Source organism: Domibacillus indicus (assembly GCF_023715895.1).
Lineage (GTDB): Bacteria > Bacillota > Bacilli > Bacillales > Domibacillaceae > Domibacillus > Domibacillus indicus_A.
Genome location: NZ_JAMBOO010000004.1, coordinates 55699 through 68736, shown reverse-complemented (window position 1 = coordinate 68736; position 13038 = coordinate 55699). Strand labels below are relative to the sequence as shown.

Annotated in this window: 14 protein-coding genes; 3 read left to right on the top strand and 11 right to left on the bottom strand. The window is 44.3% G+C overall.

The window, feature by feature from the left end:
• Positions 1-8: 8 nt before the first annotated feature.
• The 3 genes from M3221_RS09225 to M3221_RS09215 all read right to left on the bottom strand — a co-directional run bounded on the left by M3221_RS09225 (position 9) and on the right by M3221_RS09215 (position 3300).
• Positions 9-1580, bottom strand: coding sequence for an L-lactate permease (locus M3221_RS09225; protein WP_251271206.1), 1572 nt, complete (start codon positions 1578-1580; stop codon positions 9-11).
• 26 nt (positions 1581-1606) lie between these two features.
• Positions 1607-2551, bottom strand: a complete 945-nt coding sequence (locus M3221_RS09220; RefSeq protein ID WP_251271204.1) for an L-lactate dehydrogenase — start codon at positions 2549-2551, stop codon at positions 1607-1609.
• Positions 2552-2868: 317 nt separating this feature from the next.
• Entirely contained in the window at positions 2869-3300 is a 432-nt protein-coding gene (locus tag M3221_RS09215) for a MarR family winged helix-turn-helix transcriptional regulator (protein ID WP_251271202.1), read from the bottom strand.
• 199 nt (positions 3301-3499) lie between these two features.
• Here M3221_RS09215 and M3221_RS09210 point away from each other — a divergent pair, with 199 nt between their 5' ends.
• Both M3221_RS09210 and M3221_RS09205 read left to right on the top strand, forming a co-directional pair.
• The gene (locus M3221_RS09210) at positions 3500-3901 is read left to right on the top strand and encodes a CidA/LrgA family holin-like protein (protein WP_251271201.1); all 402 of its coding nucleotides are present in this window, start codon (positions 3500-3502) and stop codon (positions 3899-3901) included.
• Positions 3874-4566 carry an LrgB family protein gene (locus tag M3221_RS09205; protein WP_251271200.1) on the top strand — a complete coding sequence of 231 codons (693 nt, stop codon included), beginning with the start codon at positions 3874-3876 and terminating at the stop codon, positions 4564-4566. Before M3221_RS09210 ends, M3221_RS09205 begins: the two co-directional genes overlap by 28 nt.
• A gap of 154 nt (positions 4567-4720) precedes the next feature.
• On the opposite strand, the gene M3221_RS09200 is transcribed toward M3221_RS09205, so the two are convergent.
• The 7 genes from M3221_RS09200 to M3221_RS09170 all read right to left on the bottom strand — a co-directional run bounded on the left by M3221_RS09200 (position 4721) and on the right by M3221_RS09170 (position 11052).
• Positions 4721-6151 carry a flavin-containing monooxygenase gene (locus M3221_RS09200; RefSeq protein WP_251271197.1) on the bottom strand — a complete coding sequence of 477 codons (1431 nt, stop codon included), beginning with the start codon at positions 6149-6151 and terminating at the stop codon, positions 4721-4723.
• Positions 6152-6187: 36 nt separating this feature from the next.
• Entirely contained in the window at positions 6188-6541 is a 354-nt protein-coding gene (gene uraH, locus M3221_RS09195; protein ID WP_251271196.1) for a hydroxyisourate hydrolase, read from the bottom strand.
• A 4-nt stretch (positions 6542-6545) separates the two neighbouring features.
• A complete protein-coding gene (uraD, locus tag M3221_RS09190; RefSeq protein ID WP_251271195.1) occupies positions 6546-7052 on the bottom strand; it encodes a 2-oxo-4-hydroxy-4-carboxy-5-ureidoimidazoline decarboxylase in 507 nt (168 codons plus the stop codon).
• A 24-nt stretch (positions 7053-7076) separates the two neighbouring features.
• A complete protein-coding gene (locus M3221_RS09185) occupies positions 7077-8384 on the bottom strand; it encodes a nucleobase:cation symporter-2 family protein (RefSeq protein WP_251271194.1) in 1308 nt (435 codons plus the stop codon).
• Positions 8385-8548: 164 nt separating this feature from the next.
• Positions 8549-8899 carry a Na-translocating system protein MpsC family protein gene (locus M3221_RS09180; RefSeq protein ID WP_251271193.1) on the bottom strand — a complete coding sequence of 117 codons (351 nt, stop codon included), beginning with the start codon at positions 8897-8899 and terminating at the stop codon, positions 8549-8551.
• Positions 8900-9085: 186 nt separating this feature from the next.
• Positions 9086-9451: a hypothetical protein gene (locus M3221_RS09175; protein ID WP_251271191.1), complete on the bottom strand. Its 366-nt coding sequence runs from the start codon at positions 9449-9451 to the stop codon at positions 9086-9088.
• Positions 9452-9504: 53 nt separating this feature from the next.
• Positions 9505-11052 carry a GNAT family N-acetyltransferase gene (locus M3221_RS09170; protein ID WP_242232517.1) on the bottom strand — a complete coding sequence of 516 codons (1548 nt, stop codon included), beginning with the start codon at positions 11050-11052 and terminating at the stop codon, positions 9505-9507.
• Positions 11053-11369: 317 nt separating this feature from the next.
• Here M3221_RS09170 and M3221_RS09165 point away from each other — a divergent pair, with 317 nt between their 5' ends.
• Positions 11370-12047 carry an NAD(P)H-dependent oxidoreductase gene (locus tag M3221_RS09165; RefSeq protein ID WP_251271188.1) on the top strand — a complete coding sequence of 226 codons (678 nt, stop codon included), beginning with the start codon at positions 11370-11372 and terminating at the stop codon, positions 12045-12047.
• Positions 12048-12267: 220 nt separating this feature from the next.
• Here M3221_RS09165 and M3221_RS26270 read toward each other — a convergent pair whose 3' ends face one another.
• A complete protein-coding gene (locus tag M3221_RS26270; RefSeq protein ID WP_311316130.1) occupies positions 12268-12951 on the bottom strand; it encodes a winged helix-turn-helix transcriptional regulator in 684 nt (227 codons plus the stop codon).
• Positions 12952-13038: the final 87 nt, after the last annotated feature.

The following is a 13038-nucleotide window of genomic DNA, read 5'->3' as shown; positions in this document are numbered from 1 at the left end:
TCTTATTTTTAAAAAATCAGTGAGAGTACAAATGTCCAGATGCAGACAAATGCCAGCAGGCCGAAGCTGTATTTGATCGTCATTTTTGTCAGCGCAGCTTCATTCCCTGTTTCACCAACCGCAGCTGTTGCAATCGCAATGGACTGTGGCGACACGAGCTTTGCCATGACTCCGCCCGCTGTGTTTGCTGAAACGAGCAAAGATGGATTTGTTCCGATAATATGACCGGCTGTAGCTTGAATCGGCGCAAACAGTGTGTTGTTGTTTACAACGGATCCTGTCATAAACACGCCGACCCAGCCCAGTATAGGCGATAACAGCGGGAACACCTGGCCGGTTGTTGCCACCGCTTCCCCTAGTGCCACCGTTAAGCCTCCATATGTCATCAGCTTGGCAATCCCAATAATGGCACAGATCATCAAAATGGGAATCCAAAATTCAGCTACTGTTTTACGTAACAGCCTCACACTTTCTTTTAATGAAATCGCGCCTGTTGAAGCGGTTGTTGTTAATCCAGCGAGCAGGATCGCTGTCCCTGTTGCACCAATCAAATCAACACTCATTCCAATAGATGATCCTGGTATCACAAATTTCAAGACCGATTGGGCCAGCATTCCTCCTTCGGCAAACAAACCTTTAAAAACAGGCAGGCTCCAGATCAGGACAAAAATCGTTAATAAGTAAAATGGCGACCACGCTTTGATCACTTCGCCTGCAGAATGCTTTTCTGTTTTCATTTCCCGGCCGTTCAGGAGGAAAATGTGTTTTGGCTGCCATTTTTGCAGGAATAAAGCAAGTAAGCCCATTGCAAGTAAAGATGGAATAATATCAGCAAGTTCCGGTCCTACAAAAACCGTCATCAGTGCCTGCGCGACGGTATACACCGTTGAAGTAACCAAAATAGCCGGCAGTACTTCTTTAATTCCCTTGAAACCATCGATCAGCCATATCAAAAGAAATGGAATCGTAAAGTTGATGATAGGCAGTGTCAGAGCTGTCATCATCGATACATTCATGGATGTTACCCCGTCAAGGCCAAAGGTGCCGACAATACCAACCGGGATACCGATGGCGCCAAAAGCGCCGGAAGCCCCATTTGCGATCAAGCAGAGCATCGCTGCCTGCAGAGGCTTGTAGCCGAGTGAAACGAGCAGCACGGCACAGATGGCAATCGGTACGCCAAACCCTGCCGCTCCTTCCAAAAAGGCGTTAAAACAAAAGCCGATCAGCAGCAGCTGAATGCGCTGGTCCTGCGAAATCCCAACGATACTGCCGCGCAGCACATCAAACTTTCCTGATTTCACAGCAATTTTATACAGCCAGACCGCCATGACGATAATATAGCCAATCGGCCAAATGCCCTGAATAATGCCTTGAATCACACTGCCAACAGACTCGCCGATGGGAAGCTTAAAAACAAACAGGGCGATCAAAAAGGTTACTGCTAAATTCACCAGTGCTGCATGAATGCCTTTCATCTTTAAGACGGTCAAGCATAGTAAAAACAATAAAATCGGAATCGCAGCAACAGAAGCGGAAAGTGCCAGATTATGAAACGGATCAAACGTGCTGACTAACATAAGAAGGACTCCCTTGTGTAAAATACTTAGACGTTACTCTCCTGCCAAATAGCTCCTTGAATATCTTTTAATGTTTGAACAGACCGGGCCAGCTTTTCCCGTTCACTTTCGTTCAAGTTAAGTTCAACCACCCTTTTCACGCCGCCACGGTTAATCACAGACGGAATACCGATATATACGTCGCTGTGTCCATTCTCACCTTCTAGCAGCGCACCGACTGGCAAAATCACATTTTCATTTCGCAAAATCGCTTTTGTAATCCGGGCAAGCCCTGTTGCAATTCCGTAGTAAGTCGCTCCTTTAGCATGGATAATGTCGTAAGCAGCATCACGCACGGCCACTGCCATTTCTTCTTTTCTTTCCTCTGTTAACAATGGTGCCACTGGTGTGCCGGCAATACTTGCTGAGCTCCAAACTGGAAGCTGGGAATCACCGTGTTCCCCAATAATGTAGCCGTGAACGCTTGCTGGTGCTGTATCAAATTCTTTTCCTAATGCAGAACGGAACCGGGCAGAGTCAAGCACTGTTCCTGAACCGATAACCCGCTCTTTTGGAAGGCCGGAAATTTTCCATGTTGCATAAGCCAAAATATCGACCGGGTTTGTTGCGACTAAGAAAATACCGTTAAAACCAGTTTGCATAATACTGCCAACGATGGATTCAAAAATTTTCACGTTTTTGCTGACAAGGTCTAATCTTGTTTCTCCCGGCTTTTGCGGGGCACCTGCACAGATGACAACAAGGGCTGCATCTTTGCAGTCTTCATATGTGCCGAACTTAATCGCCATTTCCCCAGGTGCGTATACAACACCGTGATCAAGGTCCATTACATCGCCTTTTGCTTTTTCTTCGTTTAAATCAACCAGCACGAGCTCATCGCAAATGCCTTGATTCAACAACGCATATGCATAGCTTGATCCAACTGCACCTGTTCCAACTAAAACGACTTTATTGCCTTGTGTAAAATTCATGATAACGTCCTCCGGTTTTATTATTTGTGAAATATTTCACATGTTTTTGTATAAAAAATTGTATAATCGCTGTTTTGAATGGTTGACCTGAAAAATGATCAGCCGTTCCTTTTCTTTAAATATTTGTGAAGTTTTTCACATAAACTGATAAAAAAATATAATTTGTTTCTTCAAAATCAATTGTGAATCATTTCACAATTAGATTGTACTACAGGAATTCTTTCCGTGCAATAGGCAAATTCATTTTTATTGAGAAAAAAATAAAGCCTGCCTGCAGCCGAAAAAAGTGCAAACCAGGCTTCCTTTTCTCATCTTTATTAATCAAAAAACGCTTCATTCATACGGATAAGCAGATCGCCAAATAGTTGTTTTTCATCAGCTGACCACTCACTCGTGATGCTTTCAAATCGTTTCAGCCGCATTTTTTTATCCGCTTTCAATTTTTGCTTGCCAAGCTTGGTAACCGTGAATAAACTGACTCTCCCGTCTGCAGGATCCGAAAAACGGATGATCAGCTCCTTTGCTTCTAAAGCCGCTGCCTGCCTTGAAACGGTTGAAATATCTAATTTAAATGATTCTGCCAGCTCTTTTACACGTGCCGGACCAAACTCATCCAAGTGCCTTAATAATAAGTAAGCAGACCGCTCCAGGTTTCCGATTTTCTTTTCCGAGTTATCGAGATAAACCGCCCGCCGGATAAATGTAGTCAGTTCGTACTCGATGCGTTCAACCGGGCTTCGCTTTTCCATTTTTCTTCATTCCCCTCCCTGAGTATACAGGCTTTCCCTTCGTTGACAAAGTGTTATATAGTTGTATAATACAACTATATATATTTGTATCGTACAAGTAAATAAACAGAAAGTAAAGAAAATTCTCACATTATAATTCAAAGGCCCGGACGGCCGGAAAGGAGGACGTTGTTCTTCACCTAAAGAGCAGCATCTTACATTGAAAGCTATAAAAGTTGTGTTGCAGGTCGCCATTTTATATGTCTTTTCCGTACTGGGAGAAACCATTCATCAACTGTTTCATATACCGATTCCAGGAAGTATTATCGGTTTAGTGCTGATGCTTCTTTGTTTAATTTTTAACATCATCCCGGTTAAAATGATTGAAAATGGCGCTGGTTTTTTATTGTCGTTTCTTCCTCTTTTGTTTATTCCGGCCATGACGGGTGTCATCAATTATCCGTCTCTTTTTTCCAGCAGCGGCGCTGTGCTTCTTTTCGTTGTAGTGCTGAGCACAATCGTTACCATGGCCGCAGCAGGAATTGTCAGCCAGCTGCTGGAGACGCGGGCCAATAAACGAAAGGAGAAAAAAACATGCCGCAATTCATTCTCGCAGTCCTGATCATTTTACTTACCGTTGCTGCTTATTTAGTAATGATGAAGGTATATCAGCGGTTTCCTTATCCATTTTTTCTCCCGGTCCTGACAACGACCGTGTTGATTATTGTGCTGCTGACAGCGTTTCACATCTCGTATAACGGCTATATGGTCGGCGGCCAGTGGATTAGTTCCCTGCTCGGCCCAGCCGTTGTGGCCCTTGCTTATCCACTTTACAAGCAGCGCCATGTGCTGCTTCAATACGGCTTTCCCATTCTCGGGGGCGTACTGGTCGGACTTTTTTCAGGAATGGTCAGCGGGCTTTTATTTGCCGAGGTATTCGGAGTGGACCGTGATTTAATTCTTTCAATTATACCGAAATCTATTACCACACCCGTTGCAATTCAAATCGCCACCGGGATTGGCGGCGTACCATCTATGACCGTTGTATTTGTAATGATTGCCGGATTTTCCGGTGTTTTGCTCGGACCGATGGTTTTAAAGTGGGTGCGTATTCGCAGTTCGTTGGGAAAGGGGATCGCCTTTGGGAGCGCCTCTCACGCTTTAGGCACTTCAAAAGCATTTGAATACGGGGAACTTGCCATGTCCATGAGTTCGGTCTCTATGACGCTCAGCGCTGTGCTGGGCTCCCTGTTTGGGCCCATTGTCGTCTGGCTCTTTCAAATTTAAACCAACACGCAAAAAAGGAGGTCTCTAAGCCGGAAAACCGACTGCTGAGACCTCCTTTTTTTATAGCCGGAAAAAAGAGAATCCGGTCATAATGCAACGTTTTCCGGCCCAAAAGGGAAGCTTTGAAATCATTTCTTCAATTTCTTTAAGCGGTTTACGCTTCCAGCACTGTTTTTCCGGTCCATTCTCCTGTAAATTCCAATTCATCGTAAGCAAAAAAGCGTTTTAAAATCGTGTCTTGATCATCAAGAAAAAGCTGGTCAGCTACCGCGGAGACAATTTTAGGAATCCCATATTTCATACCGGAAAGAGCAGAAGCTGAAATACCACAGCTGATTAACGCTGCATAATTAAAAACAAAAAGGCCGTGCAGCTTTTTTTGCGCTTCTTTATCCCGTCCCATAAACGCAAAGCCGGGGCTGAGATACGGATGCGCATCAATAAGCGGGTTTGCGCGTTCAGCAGGCGCTTTATAATAATCGCTCCAGCGGGCAATTCCGTTTTCAACGAGCTTCAGCTCCGGGCGCAGCGCTGGATCGGTCACAAGACCGGTGCTGATGATCAAATAATCAAACGAAAACGTGCCATGTGGTGTTGTAACCAACGCTTTGTTCTCTTTGCTTTCCACCTCAAGCCAGGGTGATTCAAGATGCAAATGAAATCCCAGCCATGAAGCGGCACGCTGGAATGTATCGTTGGTCGGCGGCTGATTATGCTTGAAAAAATGAGCCATCACCGCGTATTTTTGTTCGTCCGATAACGCATGGAAGCGCTCAATGATCCCGGAGCCTTCCATTTGGCGAATCGGATTAATTCTTGGCATTTCTTTACGGCGGACAAATATATGAGCCTCGGCCACTCCCTCCGTTAGGGCAAAGTTTGCATTATCAAAAGCAGAAGCACCGCCTCCTAAAACGGCTACTTTCTTTCCTTTCAGTGCGTTAAAATCAATTGTTTGGGACGTATGGGCATAAAGATCAGGGGGCAGCTTCTCAGAAATCATTGGCGGCACATGCCACTCACCACCGCCTTGAATCCCCGTCGCTAAAATAACTTTGCGCGCGAGCAGGGCGTTTGAAGGGGCGCCGGGACCTTCAATATGCATCCGGTGAATCCCTTCCTCCATTGGCTCAATGAGCTTAAGCTTCACTTCGTTTATCACGGGCAGCTGCAAAACTTTCCGGTACCAGCGTAAATAATTCATCCAGTCGCTTCGGGGAATTTTATCGACAGCTTCCCAGCCCTTCGGCCCGAATTGCGCTTCCCACCAGGAACGGAAGGTTAAAGAAGGAACGCCAAGGTCAATGGATGTTAAATGTTTCGGTGTCCGCAGCGTCATCATCCGTGCATATGTGACCCATGGTCCCTCATATCCTTCTTTGTTTTCATCGATAATCAAAATATTAGAGATACGCTCGCGCAAAAGGCCAAAAGCAATCCCTAACCCGCTTTGCCCGCCGCCTACAATGACGGCATCATACACGTGGCCTTCAGAATGACGGGCCGGATGCACCCAGCCCTCTCTGCCAAATGCCAAATAAGAAAGATCTGTTTTTACTTGTTCATTCAATGCTTCTATACTCATGGTTCTCATCTCCTTTAAATGATTAAAACGAAATCGTCAGCTTCCGCGGTACACTTGATAGCCCCATGGCGAAACAAGCAGAGGAACATGATAATGCGGCGATGAATGATCGAGCCCGATTCGTACGGAGACCTTTTCCAAAAAAGAAGGCTGCGGCAGCTCGAGCCCTTTTTTTCTAAAATAATCGCCAATCCAAAACAATAGTTCATATTCTCCTGTCCGCATGCTGTCCGAGGAAAGAAGCGGAGCATCCAGACGGCCGTCTGAGTTGGTCTGTGCACGGTTTAAAAGCTGTTTTTCGGAGCCGTTGAGTTCAAAAAGCTCAATCTTTACACTCTCAGCAGGGCGGCCATGCGCCAGGTCTAATATGTGGGTGGTTAATCCAGTCATCGAATCAGCTTCCTTCTTCTTTTATTTGGTCTTCTATTCTAAAGCGGATAATGTGGCTGATCTCGGCCAGCGCCCGGTCGCGTTCCTGTTGCTTTGAATGCTGCAGCCTTTCTTGTATAGAGGCGAAAATCTCTTCTTTGTTTTTGCCCCGGACTGCCAGGATAAAAGGAAAAGCAAACCGCTCAACATACGCTTTGTTTAATTTCAGCAATTGCTCGTATTCAGCTTCCGACAGCTCATTTAACCCGGCGCCTTTTTGCTCGCTTTCGGAAAACGAGGTCATTTTTTTTCGTGTTCCCAAATGAGGATGTGCTTGAATTAAGTTCATTTTTTCTTCTTCATTCGCTGTTTGAATAATCGTCACGATTTGCTGATAAAGAGCTTCGCGGGATCCAAACGGCCGATGCTCTCCGACTCTTTGAATCACCCATGGGGAGTGCTCAGCCAAGTCTTTTAATGTTTCGGTAAACACCTGTTTTGACATGTTGTTTAACGCTTCTATGGTTACCATTTCTTCCTACCGTCCTTTTCTTTGTTATGAAATACGTGCTTTATCCGCTTCCTCCTGGCGGGCAGCACCTGAACCTAAAACGCTCCGGAAATGAAAAAACACATTCAGCAAAATAGCGCACAGGCTGCCAGTTATCACACCATCACTCACTAGAATGCGCAGTGCGTCGGGCAGCTGACTGAACAACTCGGGTACAACAGTCGCCCCAAGCCCCAGTGAAATCGAGCAGGCGACAATCAGTCCGTTTTGCTGATCGCTGAAATCCACTGAACTTAACATTTTAATGCCCGAGGAGACGACCATTCCAAATAACACAACCGTCGCGCCGCCCAGCACAGGAGCAGGAATAATCGTCGCAAGGGCAGCTACTTTCGGAATTAATCCAAGCAAAACGAGAATAAAGCCCGCTGCCACAACGACATTTGCTGATTTGTTCCTTGACAGCTGTACAAGCCCTACATTTTGAGCAAACGTATTGTACGGAAAAGCATTAAAGATGCCGCCAATCATAATTGCCAGGCCTTCTGCCCGGTATCCCCGGGCAAGGTCTTCCTGCGTAATGGGTCGATCACAAATTTTTCCTAAAGCGAAAAAGACGCCTGTTGATTCCACAATAATGACCAGGCCGACAATGAGCATTGTCAAAATCGGTCCGATTTCAAAGACAGGCATACCGAAATAAAAGGGCTGCGGTAAGTGAAACCAGGACGCTTCTGCTACTTCCTGAAAATGAACTCTTCCCATAAGAACTGCAGCTATGGTGCCTGCCACAATGCCAAGCAGCACAGAAAGAGAGCGGAGATAGCCTTTTAAAAAGCGGTTAGCCAAAAGAATGACCCCGATAACACCCATGGACAGCACCAGGTTTTCCAGGCTCCCAAAGTCCGGGCTTCCTGCACCGCCCGCCATGTTTCGAATGCCGGATGGGATGAGTGATAAACCGATAATGGTTACCACTGTTCCGGTTACAACAGGTGGAAAAAACTTGACGAGCTTGCCAAGATAACGGGCAAACAGAAGAATAAAAAGGCCTGCCGCTATAATCGATCCATAAACAGCCTGAAGGCCGTACTCAGAACCGATGGCAATCATGGGCGAAAGAGCGACGAAAGAAGCACCAAGCACGACGGGAAGGCCGATTCCAAAATACTTGTTTTTCCATGCCTGCAGCAGTGTAGCGATGCCGCACGTTAATAAGTCGATGGCTACGAGATAAGCCAGCTGCTCTGAAGAAAGATTTAACGCTCTTCCGACCAGCAATGGAACGAGAATGGCTCCTGCATACATGGCCATTACATGCTGAAATCCTAACGATATGACTTTTGAATTCATTTATTGCTCCTCCTTTTCTATAAAAAAGAGCCGTAGAAATAAAAGGAGACTCCTCCTTCTGTTTCTACGGCTCTTATATGACGTATAACGACATGTAAGCTTCCGGCTTTTTAAAAGAATGCTGGTGAAGAAAAATGATAAATCAAATTTCTCCAGCAGTTTCCTTATTTATGGGATGTATCAAGTGATTCTTTTACATAAATGACGGTGCAGGCATGCTGGCTTACCGCGTCGTAATCTTTAAAAATAGCTGTCACTGTCAGTCCAAACTGTTCTTCAATCCGTTCTTTTAAGCTGTGTTTGTATTCCGTCGCTAAAGCCCCGTCGACAGACAGTGTTAACTCCGGATAGCGCCTGCCTAAAGCGGAAATCAAAGGCGAACGTTTTGTTTGAGCAAAAATGACAATGCGGTTTTCTACAACGTCTATTTTTTGCTTGCTTACGCCTGTACTGTAAATTTCTTGATTCACTTCATTGTACAGCTGAGACAGCTGTTTTTTAAAAGAGGCATTCACCGTTCTTCACCTGCTGTTTATTCTTTTGTTTATCGTATAAAAATTCTGATAAATCGTCACTTTCCATGTCAGAAAATCTAACAAGTTATTTTGAGCCCTGTTTATACAAAAGCAAAAAACCTCGAATGAGACTCATCAAAAGCCGGTCATTCGAGGTTTCGTTTTTCATCGTCAGGACTATGTTATTTATTGATTGATATAAAAAATTCTTGTTTCTTTTGCGGCTTTCCCTGTGCTCGTTTTTGCTTCAAATGTTACCACATGGAATTTTTCTTTGAGTGGTTCTTGAAGCTGGACTGAAACAGTGGATGTTTCCGGATCAAAATGTGGAGTGTATGGAATGCCATCCACCACAATCCGCAGGCTTTCTTCCTTCATTTGTGCAAGCTGCTTTCCTTCCACTTTCGCTGTTAACAAAGGCGTATTGCTTGCGATGGTTTCACCCATTTGCAGGGAAGGAACCAATTTCAGATTTTTGCTGCCGTCTGTCGGCTTATAATCTGCTGCTTTTTCTACTTCTCTTAAAATACGCAGCATATTTTCACCAAGCAATTTTTGAAGGTCCTGCTAGAAATAGACTCAAATGTCTTGCGGCTATATTCTACTTACTCTGATTCTAATTGATTCAGTTCAATTCGGTATAAGTCACGACGCCGGTCGCGCAGCTGTCTGACCGACCCGGCGTTCCGGGATCTTCTCAGCTTTTCCAGATCCACATCCCCTACTACGACCGTGTCTACGTTCGCATCGCATTCTCCTACAATTCCGTCTCTTGCAAATCCGAAATCAGAAGGAGAGAAAATAGCCGATTGTGCGTACTGAATGTCCATATTTTCTACATGGGTTAAGTTGCCGACCGTTCCGGCAATACAAATGTAGGCCTGGTTCTCGACAGCCCGCGCCTGGGCGCAATAGCGGACACGAAGATATCCTTGGCGGTCGTCTGTACAGAATGGAACAAAAATAATGTTGGCTCCCTGGTCGACGGCAATGCGGGCAAGCTCCGGAAATTCAATATCATAACAAATTTGGATCGCAATTTTTCCACAATCCGTATCGAATACTTCAATTTTGTTTCCTTCCGCAATTCCCCACCACTTTTGCTCATTTGGCGTCGCATGAATTTTTTCCTGTTTTTCAATGGTTCCGTCGCGGCGGAATAAATAAGCTACATTATAAATATTGCCTTCGCTTTCAACGAAGTGGGAGCCGCCAATAATGTTTACGTTATAGCGGACAGCCAGCTCCGTAAACAATTCGATGTACTGGTCTGTGTACGTAGCCAGACGGCGGACAGCGCGGTCCGGCCGCTTTTCTTCGAGAAACGACATTAATTGTGTCGTAAACAGCTCCGGAAAAACAGCGAAGTCAGACCCGAAATCAGCAGCCACATCTACGTAGTACTCTACCTGGCGGGCAAAATCCTCGAAGGAATCAATTTTTTTCATCATATATTGGATCGCGCAAATTCTTACCGGGAAAGACGCGCGGTATACACGCCGCGACTTGGCCAGGTAATCAATGTTGTTCCATTCCATTAATGTAGCAAAAGAATCGGACGCTGCGTCGTCAGGAAGATATCGCGTATTAATACGCTTAATCGTAAATCCTTCAAGAAGCTGGAAAGATAAAACCGGATCATAAATGCTGTGCTTTTCAACAGCCGCCACATACTCACGCGGTGTCATCTCCGCTTTGTGTTTATGATAATTCGGAATTCGCCCTCCGATAATGATGCTTTGAAGATTTAACTGGCGGGCGAGCTCTTTCCGCGCTTCATAAAGACGGTGCCCGATTTTCATCCGGCGGTATTCAGGATCTACCATCACTTCAATACCGTATAAGTTAAAACCATTGGGATCATGGTTTGTAATATATCCATTGTCTGTAATCGTGTTCCACGTGTGCTGGTCATCGTACTCGTCAAAATTAACAATCAGGCTTGAGCAGGAGCCCACAATTTTATCCTCATATTCTACACAAAACTGACCTTCAGGAAAAATGTGGATATGACTTTCCAGCTGCTCCCGCTTCCATGGCTCCATACCTGGGAAACAGCGGCCCCACAGCTTCATGATTTCATCAATATCTTCATAACGTATATTTCGCACGATAATTTTTTTCTCGTATTTTGACATATCGGTCTCTGACACGTTTCCACGTCCTTTTTCAGTCTATAACACTTGTAAGCCTGTCCTTGATTGAGTAAAATAGGCCTGTCTTTACCTACCCTCTTTTCCGTGGACATAAACTTATATTCTCTTTTGTTTTCACAAGGAAATTTACGCCAAGAGATACTGACAGCCCACTCCTTTTCTTTTCTCCGTCCTCCCTTTCCATACCTTCTCTTTTGAGCAAACTATTTTCCTTTCGCCCGTTCATTATTTATACTGATCATCATCATAATCCATTCACTCACGGGCACAATATGTGGGTAAAAAACATGCTATAAAAAGGAGTATTCAAGTATATGAGCCACTCTTCTATTACACACCAGGACATTTTAAAGGCTTTCGAATTTAGACATGCCACAAAAGAATTTGATCCAACGAAAAAAATACCGAAAGAAGATTTTGAGCTGATTTTAGAAGCAGCCCGCTTATCTCCAAGCTCTGTCGGCTATGAGCCTTGGAAGTTTTTAGTGATCCAGAATCCAGAACTCCGTGAAAAACTGCGTGAAGTTTCCTGGGGAGCACAAGGGCAGCTGCCGACTGCAAGCCACTTTGTCGTGATTTTGGCAAGAACGATCAAAGATACAAAGTATGATTCAGACTATGTAAAGAATCAAATGCTGAACGTAAAGAAATTTCCGCCTGAGCTCTTTGACAAAATTAAAGAACGGTACAAATCTTTTCAGGAAGAAGATCTTAACCTTTTAGAAAATGAGCGTACCATGCTGGACTGGGCTGGGAAACAAACGTATATTGCGATGGCCAATATGATGACGACTGCCGCTTTGATCGGCATTGATTCATGTCCGATTGAAGGCTTCCATTTTGAAAAAGTACAAAAGCTGCTTAAAGAAGAAAATCTGCTTGAAGATGATCATTTAGCGATTTCTGTTATGGTCGCATTCGGCTATCGCAAGAACGAGCCGCGTCCAAAAACAAGAAAAGACATGAATGATATTGTTCAGTGGATTGAATAAAAAAGCTGTGCAGCAAAAAGCCGCCTCTGGATTTTCTTCCACAGGCGGCTTCCTATTCAAGTGCACTCTTGCCTTTATATAACTATGGCCGATTATTTTTTTATACAACACAATGAAAAGCGTCGAAAGAACTTTTCCAACAGTCTGAAAAATCACCAGAAAAGATGATACTTTTCCATTAAATTCTGCCATTAATGCGCAAAAACCTTTTTTATCCCTTCTATTGAAAAGCCTTGTTTTTCATATGTTCAATATGAGCTTTCCCCCACGTATGCATGGCTTCTAAAACGGGCTGAAGTTCCCTTCCGTGTTCTGTAATGGAGTATTCCACTTTAGGCGGAACTTGAGGATACACAACCCGAAGGACAATATCCCTGCTTTCTAATTCCCGCAGCTGCACGGTCAGCATTCTTTTGCTTATGTCAGGCACCAGTTTATGTAATTCATTAAACCTTTTTGTGCCTCCTTTTAGCAGATGTAAAAGCAGAATCGGCTTCCATTTCCCCACTCTTGCTTCAAGGGCCGTAAATATTTTGCTTATATCTCTTTCGGCTTCAGTATCCCCGATACGCTTTACTTCCGACTCATATATCTTAAGCAGAACCGGATGGAGTGTTTTTCCATGCTCTGTCATCGAATATTCTACGCGAGGCGGAACCTCTGGAAAAACGACCCGCTGCACGATGTCCTGCTCTTCTAATTCACGCAGGTGAAGCGTGAGTGTTCTTTTGTTAATCTCGGGTATTAACTTTTGCAGTTCGCTAAACCTCTTTGTTCCTTCTCTTATCAAATGTAAAACAATAATGGGCTTCCACTTTCCGACCATCATCTCCAATGGTGTCAATTCTTTACAAACTTGATCCTTGTAATCCAATTTTCCACCTGCTTTAACTTTTTTAAACACACCTGTCCATCTTGTATCGATCATATCATAACTTGGAATCGTTTTCAAATATAAGTATATAAAAGAAACTAGGATAAAAAAGTATTA